This is a genomic window from Staphylococcus sp. Y174-1 (assembly GCF_049897865.1).
Lineage (GTDB): Bacteria > Bacillota > Bacilli > Staphylococcales > Staphylococcaceae > Staphylococcus > Staphylococcus saprophyticus.
In genome coordinates this window covers 509,226-526,455 of the sequence record NZ_JAFCXB010000002.1, presented here as the reverse complement: position 1 = coordinate 526,455, position 17,230 = coordinate 509,226, and the positions used below count along the sequence as shown (strand labels likewise).

Sequence of the window (17,230 nt, the reverse complement as noted above, 5' to 3'; positions counted from 1 at the left end):
GGAAATTAAAAAATGAAAAACTATCGTTATTTTATCATTACGATGATTATTATTATGACAATGATCAACTATGTCGATCGTGGCGCTATTTCCTATGCTCAAGAAGATATTATTAACGAATTTGGTTTCGATAATATCGCTTGGGGATCAATATTAGGTTATTTTGGATATGGTTATATGCTTGGTTCATTGTTTGGAGGGGTTACAGCAGATAAAAAGGGGCCAAAATTTGTTTGGTTAATTGCTGGTACACTTTGGTCATTATTTGAAATAGGTATGGCATTTGCTGGTGAGATAGGCATAGCTTTATTTGGCGGTTCTGCATTAGCTGGGTTTGGCTTATTAAGAGTACTATTTGGTGTATCTGAAGGTCCAATATTTTCGACAATCAGTAAGACCAATGCAAACTGGGCAGCACCGAGAGAACGCGGTTTATTATCAGCTTTAGGTTTAATTGGTGTACCACTGGGTGCGATAATCACAGCACCGATTGTTTCTGGTTTCTTAGTTATTTCAACTTGGCGCGTGCTTTTTGTAATTTTAGGTTTATTAGGTCTCGTATGGATTATTATTTGGTATAAAGTATTTACCGATTATCCTGAAGATAATAAACATGTTTCTCAGGAAGAAATTGAAAGTATTCGATCCACAGAAGAAACGGTTCATGGTGAAAAAACAGTTGAAACTGAGCACAATGCACATGAAAAATGGTATCACTTTTTCAAAAGTCCGACACTTATCTTTAATATGGTTGGTTATTTTGGTTTTCAATACATAAACTTTTTGATTTTAACTTGGACACCAAAGTATTTACAAGACGAGTATCATTTTGAGATTCACTCATTGTGGTATCTTGGTATGATTCCCTGGATAGGTGCTTGTTTTACAGCATATTTCGGTGGAAGATTATCAGATTGGTTACGTGTGAAAACAGGCAGTCTAAGAATTGCACGATCAGGTTTAGCGATATTTGGAATGACTTTGGCAGCGATTTGTTTTTTAATTATCCCAACAACCAATCAAATTGGCTGGATAATGTTCCTAATGATGCTAGGTAATGCCTGTATATTCTTGCCAAATGCTGTTTATTGGTCTGTCATTATTGATACAGCACCGAAGAAAACTGGGACGTATGGCGGTATTACACATTTCTTTGTTAACTCTGCAACGATTATAGCGCCAACGTTAACAGGTATACTTGTAACATCATATGGATATTCATCAATGTTTATATCTGCAGTAGTAGCGGCAGTCATCGGTATTATTGCGATGTGCTTTGTTAAACCAGGTATTAAAAAAATGAAACCAACTTCATAAATCAAATTTATGTAAGTTACAAGGATATATTCCGAATGCTTTAAAGAAGTATTACTTATAAAATAAAGCTACGAGTATAAATGACCATCATTTTAATATGAGGTTCATTTATACTCGCTTTTTTTTGTTTTTACTCAAAGTAAATAGTGTGGGGCGTTTGAGGTAAAATATTTTTTGTTCCTAATTATAAACAAATGATTTGTAATTATAGTTAAATTGAGTATAATTTGATTTTGTAAAAAATGATTAAGGAGAAATAACAAATGATAAATAATAATTTTGAAGAAATTTTAATGAATAGAAAGTCTGTAAAAGTATTTGATGAACAAGTGAAAATACCGAAAGCAGAAATGGATGAAATGATTAAAAAAGCAACGACAGCACCATCATCAGTTAATATGCAACCGTGGAGATTCTTAGTAGTCGAAAGTGATGAAGGTAAAGACACATTACGTCCGCTCATTCGTTTTAACACACGTCAAAATGATTCATCAGCGGCTATGGTCGTTATTTTTGGTGATATGAAGAGTCAAACAAATGCCGAAGAAATTTATGGTAATGCAGTTAAACATGATTTAATGCCGGAAGAAGTAAAACAAGAAATGTTAGAAAAAGTCATACCATTATATGATAATGCACCAAAAGAACAAATGAATGACATTGTGAAGATTGATAGTAGTTTAGCCGCAATGCAATTTATGCTTGTTGCGAAAGCCCATGGATATGATACAAATCCAATTGGCGGATTTGAAAGTGATCAAATCGCAGATGCATTTGGTATAGATTCAGAACGCTATGTACCCGTAGTAATTGTTGCGATTGGTAAAGCTAAAAATCCAGCCTATGGTTCTTATAGATTACCAACAGAAACAGTGACTAAATACGTTTAATATATAGTGAAAGACATTTTTTAATATTGAAAAATGTCTTTTTTATTTCTTTATAAAAAATAGTATTCGATTTTACAACTCTATTGATATATTGACTTATCAAATTTATAATAAAATTTAATGAGTATTGATAAGGTTATGAAATATGTGGAAATATGGGATTATTTTGTGTTTTTTGTTTTCGTGTTTTTTAGTTTTATGTGTAGGTTGTTTAAATGAAAAAGATAAATTAACGCAAACGTTATCTTTTTATGCAGTAGGCGATAATTTAATCCATCCAGTCGTTTATCAGGATGCTTTGCAAGATAATGGACAGTTCAATTTTGAGTCAATGTATGACAATTTAAAAGATGAAGTTCAATCAACAGATGTATCATACATCAATCAAGAGTCGCCACTTGGTGGTGATGAACGCGGTTTGTCAGGATTTAAACAATTTAATACGCCAGAGGCAATCGCACAAAACATAGTACATACTGGATTTAATGTGGTTAATGGAGCTAATAATCATGCTTTAGATCAAGGAACTGCTGGTTTAGAAAATGAAATCAGCGTTTGGAAGCAATTTAAGTCCGTGTTTTATTTCGGAACGTTTGATTCGCCAAAGCAACATGATACGATTCCTGTAATTGAGAAAAATGGAATTAAAATGGCAATGCTGAGTTATACATATGGAACAAATGATATTCCTAGAGAAAAACCATATCAAATCAATTATTTTGATAAGGCACAAATCAAAAAAGATATCGCAAGCGCAAAAGAAAAAAGTGATGCAGTTATCGTCTCCGCACATTTGGGTAATGAAGGTAAGACTAAACCCAATGAGACGCAACAACAGTATGCCAAAGTGTTTGCTGATGCGGGTGCAGATGTCGTATTAGGCACACATCCACATGTGATACAGCCAGTTAAATGGGTGAAAGGGAAAGATAATCATAAAACACTCGTTGCTTATTCCCTGGGAAATTTTCTAAATGGACAAGCTACAGGAACTGAAAAGAATATATTAGGTGGTAACATACGTTTTAATTTAGAAAAAAATCCTAAAGGCGTACAAATCAAAAATGTTAAATGGAAATCATTGGTGACACATTATGAAAATGGGGAACCTTATTTAAAAGCAACTCCTCAAAATTTTAAAATGTATAAATTAGATCATTATAAAGATGAGCAGGCACAATATCATGCTTTAAATGATAAAAAAGGCATGGAAGTATCACGTCAGAGACTTGTAGGTATTACGAAAGATGTGAATGATAAACAATATTTGGATGAAAAGAGTTACTAGTATGTTGCGTAAATAAATATATAAAAGTGCAAAAGCGCCCTCTCGTTACTACACAGTATTGAAGTGTAACAACGAAAGGGCGCTTTTTAACACGTTATTGTTCAACTTTTTTTGCTAAATCTGTAATGTATTTAAAGAAGGCATCGTGTTCGACATCATCGACGACTGAAATTGTTCTGCCACGTACATCATCTATATACGTTTGCCCCTGACTAGGCCCTTCTGTATAAACACTAGCATTGACCGAATGTTGCTGTACCAATTCAGGCTTACCTACATATGCAGTTGTTAGTACATCCCATAAGAAATAAGTAGAATTCGTTTGGAAATGTGTTAATGGAGGTACAGCAGCATAACTGACTCCTAAGAAATCAACACCTGGATAATGTCGTTCGTTTGCCCAAGCTTGTCTAATTTCCCATGTCAGTGGTACACGATTTGTACTTTCTAATGCGACTATGTCTATTTTTATATTTGTATCAAAGACGGTTTTAACAGATTCTGGATCCCAAAAAGCATTCCATTCTGCAGTACCATCGTGTTCAGGTTCTTCGACATTTCCTTTTTCTAAAAATGTACCACCCATCCATACTAAACGTTCAATTTTATTAATAATTGTAGGCTCAACTGTTACGGCTTTAGCTAAGTCCGTTAATGGGCCAGTAAATAATAAAGTCACTGGAGCATGACTCTTTTGTAATTTTTCAATAATATCTTCATAAGCATCGTGTTCAAGTAAATTTGAATGGCTTTGATTAGCTTCGTTTAAAATAGGTAAAGCGTCCATAAAAAATGCATGCATACGCCAATCTTTAGGGAATGGATTTTTTCCGCGTTGTTTCGAAGCGGCGACATGAATCGGTTGCTTGCTAAAGCGATTAATGATTTTTTGAGATGCACTTGCTGCAGGTTCAACATAGCTATCAGCACCAATTGCACTCACACCAATGAGTGATACATCCTCCATTTGTAGTAACAGAAATAGAGAAATTAAATCATCGACGCCACCGTCATGGTTAAAATATATTTGTTTCATAAAATATCCTCCGTTTCATTTTGTAAATCTATTATATCAAAAGTGAACCAGAGTCATATCGTGTTGAGAAAGAAGCGGCGTCTTTGAGATATCATGTTGGAACTTATTGCCTTAAATACTTATATAAATACTAAAAGATTGAAGTGTGTGTTTACGATACGGCATTAGATGAATGTCTATAATTAAAATGGCATTTAATAAATTCGCGAAATCATTTTAAAATTTATTGATTTTGAAAATTAAAAAATAATAAATTATAACTTATAAGTGTTTATAAGTTAATACATAGGTTATGTTATATAAATAGAAACAATTTAAGGGGTGTTTTTATTTGTGAAATTTAAAAAAGAGAAAGTTAACAGAGTAGATTCTGATCAAGCCAAAAAAGGTGTTGTAGCCACAGGGATTGGTAATGCAATAGAATGGTTTGATTTTGGTTTATATGCACAATTAGCTGTGATATTAAGTGCAAATTTCTTTGGGAATTTACCTCAAGAGATGCAAATTGTTTCAACATTTGCAGTATTTGCCTTTGCTTTTATAGTGAGACCAATCGGTGGTATATTTTTCAGTCACTTAGGGGACAAATATGGACGGAAAATTGTATTATCGACAACGATATTACTTATGGCAGCATCGACATTGATGCTCGGGCTGTTACCTACACAAGATCAAATTGGTATTTGGGCACCTATATTATTACTTGTTGTTCGTATGATTCAGTCATTTTCAACAGGTGGGGAATACGCAGGTGCAATGACTTATATTGCAGAAACAGCTCCTGATAAGACACGCGGTAAATTAGGCAGTGGATTAGAAATTGGTACACTTGCTGGAAATATTATGGCTGCTATTTTAGCGGGGCTGATGTATTCATTATTAAGTGATCAACAAATGGCTGATTGGGGCTGGAGAATTCCATTCATCCTTGCTGCACCATTAGGTATTATTGGTATTATCTTACGTTCAAGTTTAGATGAAAGCCCAGCTTATGAATCTACATTAGCAGAACAAGAAGAATTAGAATATTCATATTTAGATATTTTCAAATATTATTGGAAAGACGTCGTCGTTTGTTTTACAGGCGTAGCTTTCTTAAATGTTGCCAACTATATGGTACTTTCCTATATGCCATCATTCTTGAATTCAACAATCAACTTAGGTGGAACTATGGGATCCATATTGAGCACCATAACCATGTTAGTTATGATACCAGCAGTATTTTTCTTTGGTTGGTATAGTGATAAAGTTGGTAACAAACGTACCATTATATTTGGTTTAGCAGGATTTAGTTTATTCTCGGTGCTTGCATTTTGGTTAATGAGTATTCCAATGATTCCATTTGTAATACTTGGATTGTTTATCATTGCATTATTTATGTCAACATTTGAAGGTGTTATGCCATCCTTATTACCAAGTATGTTCCATACAAAGGTTAGGTTACGTACATTATCACTTGTTTATAATATTGGTGCTGCGGTATTTGGTGGTTTAACGCCATTTATACTTTCAACTTTAGTAGAAACGACAGGACAACAAATTGCACCATCTTATTACTTGATGTTTATTAATGTCGTTGGACTCATTATCTTCATAACAATGTTTAAATCTACCTCTAACAAATCACTCAGAGGTTCTTATCCAAATGTCGAAACGCAAGAGGATTATGATCATGTAGTGAAAAATCCTAAAGATGCTTTATGGTGGGAAGATGAAGTTAGAAAAGATTAAATATATTTAAGTAGTTGTCATTATCAAAAATGGCAACTACTTTTTATTTTTGAAAAATTTAAGCTCAACCTACTGTGAAGGACTACATTGAGTATAATTATATTTTTATACAAATAATAAATATAATATTTATTATTAAAAAAGATGTATAAATTGTTAGAATTTTAGAATTAGTTAATTAATTATATATATATATTGTGCTATTATAAAAGAAATTAAAACTTAAGGGGAGGTAGAACGATATGTCTAAGACAGTGAAGATTGTTATAGCAGTCGTTATTGGGGTACTACTGATTTGTGGCATTGGGGGAGCAGCAGCGTATTATTTCACAAAGAACACACCTAAAAATACGTATTTACTAAGTGAACAGGAAACAGCAAAGCAAATGAAAGCGTATGGTGAAGACAGGTTTGAAAATGAATTTGAATTTCAAGATAAGATGAAAGATGAGTCGTATTTAATTAATTTAAATGCAAGTGCAGATGTACCAGAAGCACTACTCAAATCATCGGATATACCAAAATCTGTTGCAGATGCTTCGAAGTTAGGATTTAAATTGGGACATGATCCGGATAAAGAGCATTCAGTTATAGCTTTAACACCTACAGTTGCAGATAATGAAATTGGGGAATTTCAATGGGCTGCCGATAAGCAAAATCAATATTATGCAGCTCCAATTTTAGATGATGTTTACAAAGCGAAGAATAATGAACTTGTCGATGTGTATAAAAAAATCACTGGGGAAACATCGAGTGTTGAAGGGACAAATAATGGCATTACAAATGACTCATTAAATTTAAATTCGTTGTTATCTGGTACACAAATATCTCAAGATAAAATTGATGAAATTAGCAAGAAATATAGTGAAGTGATTACAGATAAATTAGACGATGATAATTTTGAAAAAGACGATGTAACAATTAAGGTCAATGGTGAGGATAAAGATGTTAAAAAAGTAACAATGAATGTAAGTAAAGGTGAAACAAAAGCCATTTTAACAGACATTTTAGAAAAAGCTAAAAAAGACAAAGATATTAAAGCGATTGCAGAAGATCAATTTAATGCGAAAGACTATAAAAAACAATTAGATGATATATTAAAAGAAGTAAAAGATACAGATAAAGCAGAATTTCCAAGTGTGAAATCAGTTATATGGGAAGACGATAATCAGATTCTTAAACGTAATTTAACGATGAAAGATGAAGACGGTTCAACAGTGAAATTAAATGGGACAAGTCAAGTTGATGATGATAACTTAATGATTGATTATAAATTAACAACAGATGATGACCAAGAAGTAGCACTGAAAGGTAAGTCGACTAAAAAAGACGATCAGTATAAAGATAACTACAAAGTAACTTTTGATAATGGTTACCGTAAGTCTGATGCAACTTTAACAAATACAGAATCACAAGATGGGGATAAACGTAACGACAAAGGTCAGATTGAAATCAATGCTAACTACGATAAAACAACGATTGATTTCAATAATAAATTAGACACAGACACTAAAAATAATACACAAAAACAAGAACTTTCATTATCAACAGATATCGATAATGAGACGGTCGTGATTAATATTAAAGGTGACACAAAACTTAAAGAAGACATTAAATTTAAAAAAGCAAATGCACAAGATTTAAATACAATGTCTGATAGTGACTTTAGAAAACTACAACGAGAAATATCTAACAACACTGAAGATATTGTAAAAGATATCGCAAAAGATATTAAAGATAAAAAATAAAGATAACTCATTTAAAAAGGTAATATATTAATGGAGAGAGGAGTGGTTAAATGAAAACAATTCAATTGTTTCGCATTTACCACTCTTTTCTATTAAAAAAATGGCATCTTTTTTTCTATTTGATTTTGATGATGTGTGCTTTTTTAACTGCCTTACTAGTCGTTCAGTACGTTAATCAAGATGATGCAAAGTTTAGAATAGGTATTGTTGATCACGATAATTCCGCGGAGACACAGCTCATACTCAATTCAATGGGAAATGGAACACATCTAGGTAAAGATATTCGTATTCAGCGTTACAATCAAAATCAAGCGCAAAAATTATTGAAAGCACAAAAATTAGAGGGATATTATGTTTTTGAAAAAGGTATGACAAAAACATTTTATAAACATGGTAATTTACCTATAGCTGTTAATACATATGATCAAACGTCAACTAAAAGTTTAGTTATTAATCAGTTAACTGATTCAGTTTATAGTCGCCTCATGTTATCGATGGGTGGAGGGTTAACCTACACGACATTATCACCAGAGGCCAATAAGGACGATAAATTACAATTATTGACGGATTTATTATTTACCGGTTTAAATCGGACAGGCGGATTTGATTATCAATCGATACAAATATTTGATACATCGAGCTATTATGTAGTGACAGGTTATTTAGCCTCCATATTTATTTTTGCACTATCACTATTTTCAATTTTAAAAATGAACCAAGCTAAGGCATTAAAATCCAGATTACATATGTACCATTTTTCATTTGAAAAGCTAACATTAATTAGAAGTTTATTTACGCTATTTTATACTGGCGTGTGGACCTTGTTAGGATGCTTATGCATGATACAGATATTGCCCAATACTTTTGAGCCTTATAATTGGCCAACTGTAGTTATTCAATTAGTTTATTATATTCTAATGATTATAGGTTGGTTAACCATTATTGATTTGATCAATTTCCGTTGGTTCAATATCGTACTGAAAATCATGCTTGCACTTATGGTTATTCTATTTTCTGGTCAAATTATACCAACGATATATTTCAAACATTTATTGAATGGCATGTTTAATGTGCAGCCATTTAGTTTTGTCACTAATCAAATGTTAGAGATTATATTAAATAATTATATCTTAGATACACCCATTACTTTCTATATGAGCTTTGTGATAACAGCTATTATATTATTGGTAATCATTGTTTGGAGGTATCGCCGATGATACAGTCCTTTATATTTATCATTATATTAAAACAGTGGAAGCAATTAGTGATTTTTTTTACTATTTTAACGTGTACGTTGTTATTGATATGGGCAGCTTATTCATCGCTGAATCAATCTTTTAAAATTCCAGTCGCAGTTCAAGATCAGGATCAATCCCAAGCTTCACATACATTAATTCAAAGTATTGAGAAGAACGACTTTGTTAAAGTTGAAAAGTTGGACCAAGAAGCAATATATCTGGATGAAAGTGTTAGCAAGAAAGAAGCGGTTGCAGCGATGCATATCCCTAAAGATTACAGTGATAAATTGAAAAATAATCAATTAAAATTGGCACTTACACTTTATGCAAGAGATGATTTTATTGGTGATATTACATTTGAAATGATTAGTCGTTCATTATATGAACAACAAATTCCGTATATTGTAAAAAAACATTTAGATGATGACGGTCAAGAGACGTCCTTAGAAAAGGTGTCCGATACATTAAATCAACACACGCCCAAATCAGCCATTGTTCACCATGTCGTAAATACCAATTCTGAGACGTCTATATCAATCAGCCTAGTGTTTGGCATTATCTTATTCGTTAGTAGTGTTCAAATCGTGTTGCATCAAAGGCTGAAACAAAATGGTCCGTTAACAAGACTTTTTATATTTCAATACAGTAAGTTGATACTTTTCACAACTTATATTTTGATTCATACACTCATTTTAATGCTTGTACTTGGCATAACAACATTCATATTTCAACAACAACTTTCATTTACGTTCTTTGCGAAATCATTAGTGATTATTATTGTTTATGAACTAGGAGTTTCATGGTTACTTTTCAAAATAAATACACTCAGTCATAGGCTCTTTATGGCAGTCATATTTGCCTTATTGATGGCGGTGTTATATATCTTTATACAATTATAGGAGTGATAAGATGATAGAATTAAAAAATTTAAGCAAGCACTATCGTAAAAAATGCATCTTTGAGTCCCTAGATATGACATTTGAAAATTTGCAATTAACCGTTTTATTAGGTGAAAACGGCGCTGGTAAATCCACATTATTAAGAATGATTGCCGGTTTAGAACAATTGACTAAAGGTGAAATACGTTATTTTGGAGAACAACTGTCAAAAAAGCAAAGACAAGATAAAATCGGTTATGTACCACAGGATATTGCACTATTTGAACATATGACAGTTAATGAAAATATTCGATGTTTTAAGGCGCTATGCAAAGCACCGTTATCCAATGTATTGATAGACGAGTATGCACGTCAACTCAATTTAAATGAGAGAACCATGACAATTTCTAATTTGTCTGGTGGTACGAAACGAAAGGTGAATGTTCTAATCGGTTTATTAAGTAATCCGCAAATATTAATTTTAGATGAACCTACAGTAGGTATAGATTTAAAATCCAGATTTGATATTCATAACCTTTTGAATACAATGAAGAGGGAACGACTCATTATATTAACGACACACCACTTAGATGAAGTTGAAGCATTAGCGGATCAAATTAAAGTAATTGGTAATGATCCATTCTATAGGGAAATTCTTGAAGATAAGCATTGGGCATTCGAAGTATATAATAATAAATAGAGATGATGAACCACAACCATTCATGGAGAACCCCCGTGATGATGGATGTGGTTTTAATTATTTTGTATATAATGAGGTGAAAAAGAAGAAACATAAATTAATACAATAATAACAACGTTGTTATTATGCGATAAATAATTTATAATGAGTAATTGTGAATTCGCTTTCATTATTTTTAAGGGATTGGGGGAACACGAATTTGTCATTTTTAGGGGAACATTTGCCGCTCATATAGCTTGTTATTGGTGTAGGAGTATTACTATTTTTAAACATTAAATTGAAGATTAATAGTATCCTATCGCTCATATTCGCAGCGGTGCTTGTAGGATTTATGAATGGCATGAAGCCGTTAGCAATTTTTAGATACAATTAAGGAAGGATTAGGATCTGCATTAGGGAGTCTCGCATTAATTATTGGGTTTGGTGCAGTACTTGGTAAATTAATGGTAGATTCTGGCGCAGCACAACGTATCGCTTCAACACTTATAGAAAGGTTTGGTGCTAAATATGTTCAATGGGCTTTAATTATCATCGGTGCTGTATTTGGTATTTCTGTATTTTATGAAGTAGCATTTATGATTTTAGCACCGTTAGTCATCAGTATTGCTGTTGAAGCTAAGACACCATTTATGAAATTGGCGATTACAATGGTTGCAGCGACAACTTTATCACACAGTATTTTCCCGCCACAAGCAGGGCCCACAGCACTCGTAGATGCTTACAATGCGGATATGGGAATGGTTTATATTTTGGGGATGATCGTCTTTATTCCTAGTGTGATTATTGCGGGTATTATATTGCCGAGATTCATGAAGCACATAGATTATCCTATACCACCATTATTACAAAAAAGAAAAAATTTTACAGACAGTGAAATGCCTAGTTTTGGTTTGAGTTTATTTGTACCATTAATACCAGCTATTCTAATTTCAATATCAACCATACTCAGTTTATTTATTACCGAAGACACGATATTACATGAAATCGTATCATTTATTGGAAGTGTGGAAATCAGTCTTATCATTGCTATTATTACTGCGATTGTTATGTTTGGACTTAGAAAAGGTAAAGATATGGATACAATGATGAAATCATTTGAAACAGGTCTAAAAGGTGTTGCAACTATTATATTCATTGTCGGAGCGGGTGGCGCTTTTAAGGAAATCATTTTAGAAGCACATGTTGGAGATTATATTGCAGATATCATGAAAGGTAACAATATCTCTCCACTTATTATGGCTTGGTTAATTACAGCGCTGATCCGTATTGCGACGGGTCAAGGTGTTGTTTCAGCAATTACTGCTGCAGGTATCGTTGGTCCGTTGATACCCACTTTTGATGTCAGCCCTGTGCTTATGGTATTAGCTACAGCTGTAGGTAGTAATATCATTACTCATGTTAATGATGCATCATTTTGGTTATTCAAAGAATATTTTAATATTTCTATTAAGGATACATTTAAGACATGGGGTGCGTTGTTATTAACGACATCTGTAACAGGATTAATGGTTGTCTTAATTCTGGATCTATTTATTTAAAATAATAAAGTAAAATAACAATGATTCATATTTGTGTAACATCATAAAAAGCATTATTTGCAAAGTATTTAAAGATATTTTTGTGAATAATGCTTTATTTTAGTATAAATACACAAAACCGTTACAAAAGTTACAAATATTTTTAAATGCATCGATTCAAAGTCTTGTGATTACTGATGTAAAGGTATTTGTAGCATATGTATTATAAATTAGAAGGTTTTGGGTATTATACTTTATGTGAATAAATGAGTAACATGAATAAATCTACTTTCAGCGTATTAATGACACTATCTTGAGTGACTTATGTTGTGCGATGTTTTTATACAGTAATATGCTAATATTATGAATAAAAACACAAATATATACAATTATTGGTAGTGAAAAGTTGATTTGACTAGAATTGTTATACGAGTATAATAACACCATATACAAGAAGGTGTATAAAAGCCACTTATTCTTGATATGAATATAAAAGAGAAAATATTAGGAGTAATTATGGGACAAAAAGATGAAAGTAGTAAAATTAATTTACCACAGCTCGTATTGCTAGGATTAGGTTCATTAATTGGATCTGGTTGGTTATTTGGCGCATGGGAGGCATCTTCTATTGCAGGACCAGCCGCAATTATTTCTTGGATTATTGGTTTTGTAGTTATAGGTTCAATTGCTTATAACTATATTGAAATAGGAACGATGTTTCCACAATCAGGTGGTATGAGTAATTATGCGCAATATACACATGGTTCGTTACTTGGATTCATTGCTGCCTGGGCAAACTGGGTATCGCTGGTAACTATCATTCCTATTGAAGCAGTATCAGCTGTACAATATATGAGTTCATGGCCTTGGGAATGGGCGAAATTTACGTCTGGTTTAATGGATGGATCTACAATAAGTAACGCAGGTTTATTTGCAGTATTTGTGATTATTATTATCTTCTCATTATTAAACTATTGGTCAGTAAAATTATTGACGTCATTTACAAGTTTAATTTCAGTATTTAAATTAGGTGTGCCTTTATTAACGATTATCATGTTAATTATTTCTGGTTTTGACACTGGGAACTATGGTCATTCAGTTGGAACATTTATGCCTTACGGTTCAGCACCTATATTTGCTGCAACAACAGCATCAGGTATTATTTTTTCATTCAACGCATTCCAGACAATTATTAATATGGGATCTGAAATTCAAAAACCTGAAAAAAACATTGCACGTGGTATAGCTATTTCACTGACTTTAAGTGCAACCCTGTACATAGTACTACAAAGTACATTTATTACGTCAATGCCTACTGAAATGCTGCATGAAAATGGTTGGAGTGGTATTAACTTTAACTCACCATTTGCTGATATGGCTATTCTATTAGGATTAAATTGGTTAGCTATATTACTATATATGGAAGCAGTTGTTTCACCATTTGGTACAGGTGTATCATTTGTAGCTGTTACTGGACGTGTTTTACGCGCTATGGAACAAAATGGTCATATTCCTAAATTTTTAGGGAAAATGAATGAAAAATTTATGATTCCTCGTGTAGCCATTATATTTAATGCAATTATAAGTATGGTCATGGTATCGCTATTCCGTGATTGGGGTACTTTAGCAAGTGTAATATCAACAGCTACGTTAGTGGCATATTTAACAGGACCAACGACAGTGATTGCACTACGTAAAATGGCACCTAAAATGCATAGACCGTTTAGAGCAAACTTATTAAAATTTATGGCACCATTTTCATTTGTGATGGCTTCATTAGCGATATATTGGGCGATGTGGCCAACAACAGCCGAAGTTATTTTAATTATTATTCTAGGATTACCAATTTACTTCTTCTATGAATATAAAATGAATTGGAAAAATACCAAAAAACAAATTGGCGGTAGCTTGTGGATTATCTTATATCTTATTGTACTTGCCTTCTTATCATTTATCGGTAGTAAAGAATTTAAAGGTATGAACTGGATTCATTACCCTTATGATTTTATTGTTATTATCATTATTGCATTAATCTTCTACAAAATAGGTACGTCTAGTTACTTTGAAAGTGTTTACTTTAAACGTGCTAAAAAGATTAATAAAGATATGCGTGCGGATTTACGTGAAAAACGTAAATCAGAACACATTAGTGAAGAATAATTTAATTCTGTGAGTAGAAATATATATAGCGTCTGGGACATTGTTAAATCTCCCAGACGCTTTTTTCATATAAATAGCGACATAGTTAATCATTTGAATGATCATGCTTAAATGGAGTGGGAGCCTGAAATCTTTTTGAGACAATTTGATTTCTGCTCCATCTTTTTTATGTATAGAAAATGACTATAATAATGCGACTGTACTTAGACAATAAGCGTATGCAATATTGCAGTGGACAACATTTTATGCAAAATAAATGCATGGGATATTCTATGGAAAAGTAAATTTCATTAAAATAAATTATTTAACAATGTTTTTTATCCCCATTAAAACAACATTTTCAATTCGTTTAAAGTGTAAAAATTCAAAATAACCTTTGACTAATTAATATGACAAGTGTATTATTTATGAATATTAATTCATTTTTGAGAATAAATATTATGAAATGAGGGTTTTGATGCTTGATTTATATGAACACACAGACAAATATAGTTCTAAAAATTATAGTCCATTAAAATTAGCTTTAGCTAAAGGACGTGGTGCAAAAGTCTGGGATATTGAAGACAATTGTTATATAGATTGTATTTCTGGATTTTCGGTAGTTAATCAAGGCCATTGTCATCCTAAAATCATAAAGGCATTTCAAGAGCAGAGCCAAAGAATAACAATGGTTTCTCGTGCTTTATATAGTGATAATTTAGGTAAATGGGAAGAAAAGATTTGTAAACTTGCAAATAAAGAAAATGTTTTACCAATGAATACTGGCACAGAGGCTGTGGAAACAGCCATAAAAATGGCTCGTAAATGGGGCACTGATATTAAAAATATTGATGAATCATCATCAGAAATCATTGCTATGAATGGAAACTTTCATGGCCGTACGTTAGGTTCATTATCATTATCATCACAAGTTAGTTATAAAAAAGGTTTTGGACCGTTATTAAACAATATACACTACGCAGATTTTGGAGATATAGAACAATTAAAAAAATTAATTAATAATCAAACAACTGCAATTATTCTGGAACCAATACAAGGTGAGGGAGGCGTAAATATTCCCCCAACACATTTTATACAAGAAGTACGTCAACTCTGTAACGAATATAATGTGTTATTAATTGCAGACGAGATACAAGTGGGGCTTGGAAGAACGGGTAAGATGTTCGCAATGGAATGGGAAAATACAGAGCCAGATATATATTTATTAGGTAAATCACTAGGTGGAGGGTTATATCCGATATCCGCAGTGTTAGCGAATCAAGATGTGATGAGTGTCCTCACCCCAGGCACGCATGGTTCCACATTTGGTGGTAATCCACTAGCTTGCGCTGTATCAATGGCAGCATTAGACGTGCTGAATGAAGAGCATTTAGTACAAAATGCATTAGACTTAGGCGATAGATTATTAAAGCACCTGCAACAAATTGAAAGTGAACTAATCGTGGAAGTGAGAGGTAGGGGATTGTTTATAGGTATAGAATTAAATGTAGCAGCACAGGACTATTGTGAACAAATGATAAATAAAGGTGTGCTTTGTAAAGAAACACAGGGCAATATTATAAGGATTGCACCACCACTTGTTATTGATAAAGATGAAATCGATGAAGTAATTCGTGTCATAACAGAAGTTTTGGAAAAGTAAAATTTAATATAAAATTTCCGAATATTCAGAAAGGAATGAAGTGAATGATTGAAGTTGGTATCGTTGGCGGTAGTGGATATGGAGCCATTGAATTAATTCGATTATTAATTCAGCATCCTAATGTAAATATAAAATATATCTTTTCGCATTCTAAACAGGATCAACCTATAAAGGAAACATTTCCACATTTGGAACAGCTCACATATCACTATGAAACGTTAAATAGTGAAGGAATTGAATGCGACGTGATATTTTTTGCGACACCTTCAAATGTGAGTAAACACATTGTTCCTCAGTTGCTTAGCAAGAGGATTAAAATCATTGATTTGTCGGGTGATTTTAGATTAACTAATCGAGCTACTTATGAAACGTATTATGGAGAAACGGCAGCTTCTCAAGAATATTTGAATGAAGCAAATTATAGCATTGCAGAATGGTCAAATGTAAATGCACAAACAACGCAATTAATTGCGAACCCTGGATGTTTTCCAACAGCTACATTGTTAGCACTACATCCGCTAATAGATAAAGATATTGTAAAGCAAGATAACATTATCATCGATGCGAAGACGGGTGTATCCGGTGCCGGTAGGTCTTTGGCACAACATGTTCATTTCGCGGAGATGAATGAAAATTTAAGCGCCTATGCGATAGGAAAGCATAAGCATAAACCTGAAATTGAACAATATTTATCATTATTAGCCCAACAAGAAGTAAAAGTAACATTTACACCGCATCTCGTACCTATGACTCGAGGTATTTTATCAACCATTTATATCAAACTAAACCATGCTTTTACTAATGAAGACTTACATAATATGTTTAAAGATTATTATGAAGATAAACCATTTGTAAGAATTAGATCATTAGGCCAATTTCCAAAAACTAAGGAAGTTTACGGTAGCAATTATTGTGATATCGGTATTTATGTTGATGAAGAGAATCAAACAGCGATTCTCGTGTCTGTGATTGATAACTTAGTTAAAGGTGCAAGTGGTCAAGCGATTCAGAATTTGAACTTAATGTATGGATGGAAAGAAAACACTGGATTGCTACAATCACCAGTTTATCCATAAAGTAGGATG

Annotated in this window: 14 protein-coding genes; 13 read left to right on the top strand and 1 reads right to left on the bottom strand. The window is 32.7% G+C overall.

Annotated features, from left to right (window positions below; all coding sequences use genetic code 11):
- Window positions 1-12 precede the first annotated feature (12 nt).
- The 3 genes from ACP7BT_RS09360 to ACP7BT_RS09350 all read left to right on the top strand — a co-directional run bounded on the left by ACP7BT_RS09360 (window position 13) and on the right by ACP7BT_RS09350 (window position 3,495).
- A complete protein-coding gene (locus ACP7BT_RS09360) occupies window positions 13-1,317 on the top strand; it encodes an MFS transporter (protein WP_115343678.1) in 1,305 nt (434 codons plus the stop codon).
- Between the two features lie 263 nt (window positions 1,318-1,580).
- Window positions 1,581-2,207 carry a nitroreductase family protein gene (locus tag ACP7BT_RS09355; protein WP_041079498.1) on the top strand — a complete coding sequence of 209 codons (627 nt, stop codon included), beginning with the start codon at window positions 1,581-1,583 and terminating at the stop codon, window positions 2,205-2,207.
- A 145-nt stretch (window positions 2,208-2,352) separates the two neighbouring features.
- Window positions 2,353-3,495, top strand: a complete 1,143-nt coding sequence (locus ACP7BT_RS09350; RefSeq protein ID WP_041079496.1) for a CapA family protein — start codon at window positions 2,353-2,355, stop codon at window positions 3,493-3,495.
- A 94-nt stretch (window positions 3,496-3,589) separates the two neighbouring features.
- Here ACP7BT_RS09350 and ACP7BT_RS09345 read toward each other — a convergent pair whose 3' ends face one another.
- A complete protein-coding gene (locus ACP7BT_RS09345; protein WP_041079494.1) occupies window positions 3,590-4,531 on the bottom strand; it encodes a nucleoside hydrolase in 942 nt (313 codons plus the stop codon).
- Between the two features lie 333 nt (window positions 4,532-4,864).
- Between ACP7BT_RS09345 and ACP7BT_RS09340 the strand changes: the two genes are divergently transcribed.
- From ACP7BT_RS09340 to argC, 10 genes are all read left to right on the top strand, one after another.
- Window positions 4,865-6,262: an MFS transporter gene (locus tag ACP7BT_RS09340; protein WP_002482159.1), complete on the top strand. Its 1,398-nt coding sequence runs from the start codon at window positions 4,865-4,867 to the stop codon at window positions 6,260-6,262.
- A 242-nt stretch (window positions 6,263-6,504) separates the two neighbouring features.
- Window positions 6,505-8,010 (top strand): DUF6583 family protein, encoded by a 1,506-nt coding sequence (locus ACP7BT_RS09335; RefSeq protein ID WP_011302204.1) that lies wholly within the window; start codon window positions 6,505-6,507, stop codon window positions 8,008-8,010.
- Between the two features lie 50 nt (window positions 8,011-8,060).
- Window positions 8,061-9,227, top strand: a complete 1,167-nt coding sequence (locus ACP7BT_RS09330) for an ABC transporter permease (RefSeq protein WP_041079491.1) — start codon at window positions 8,061-8,063, stop codon at window positions 9,225-9,227.
- Complete coding sequence (locus ACP7BT_RS09325) at window positions 9,224-10,147, top strand: ABC transporter permease (protein WP_011302206.1); 924 nt, start codon at window positions 9,224-9,226, stop codon at window positions 10,145-10,147. Before ACP7BT_RS09330 ends, ACP7BT_RS09325 begins: the two co-directional genes overlap by 4 nt.
- Window positions 10,148-10,157: 10 nt before the next feature.
- A complete protein-coding gene (locus tag ACP7BT_RS09320) occupies window positions 10,158-10,826 on the top strand; it encodes an ABC transporter ATP-binding protein (protein ID WP_041079489.1) in 669 nt (222 codons plus the stop codon).
- A gap of 277 nt (window positions 10,827-11,103) precedes the next feature.
- Window positions 11,104-11,199 carry a hypothetical protein gene (locus tag ACP7BT_RS09315; protein ID WP_268747309.1) on the top strand — a complete coding sequence of 32 codons (96 nt, stop codon included), beginning with the start codon at window positions 11,104-11,106 and terminating at the stop codon, window positions 11,197-11,199.
- Window positions 11,195-12,364 carry a gluconate:H+ symporter gene (locus tag ACP7BT_RS09310; protein ID WP_327083191.1) on the top strand — a complete coding sequence of 390 codons (1,170 nt, stop codon included), beginning with the start codon at window positions 11,195-11,197 and terminating at the stop codon, window positions 12,362-12,364. The genes ACP7BT_RS09315 and ACP7BT_RS09310 overlap by 5 nt, the downstream gene beginning before the upstream one ends.
- 495 nt (window positions 12,365-12,859) lie before the next feature.
- Window positions 12,860-14,503 carry an APC family permease gene (locus ACP7BT_RS09305; protein ID WP_041079487.1) on the top strand — a complete coding sequence of 548 codons (1,644 nt, stop codon included), beginning with the start codon at window positions 12,860-12,862 and terminating at the stop codon, window positions 14,501-14,503.
- A gap of 457 nt (window positions 14,504-14,960) precedes the next feature.
- A complete protein-coding gene (gene rocD / locus ACP7BT_RS09300) occupies window positions 14,961-16,145 on the top strand; it encodes an ornithine--oxo-acid transaminase (RefSeq protein ID WP_041079485.1) in 1,185 nt (394 codons plus the stop codon).
- A gap of 44 nt (window positions 16,146-16,189) precedes the next feature.
- Window positions 16,190-17,221, top strand: a complete 1,032-nt coding sequence (argC, locus tag ACP7BT_RS09295; RefSeq protein WP_041079484.1) for an N-acetyl-gamma-glutamyl-phosphate reductase — start codon at window positions 16,190-16,192, stop codon at window positions 17,219-17,221.
- The last annotated feature ends 9 nt before the right edge of the window (window positions 17,222-17,230 follow it).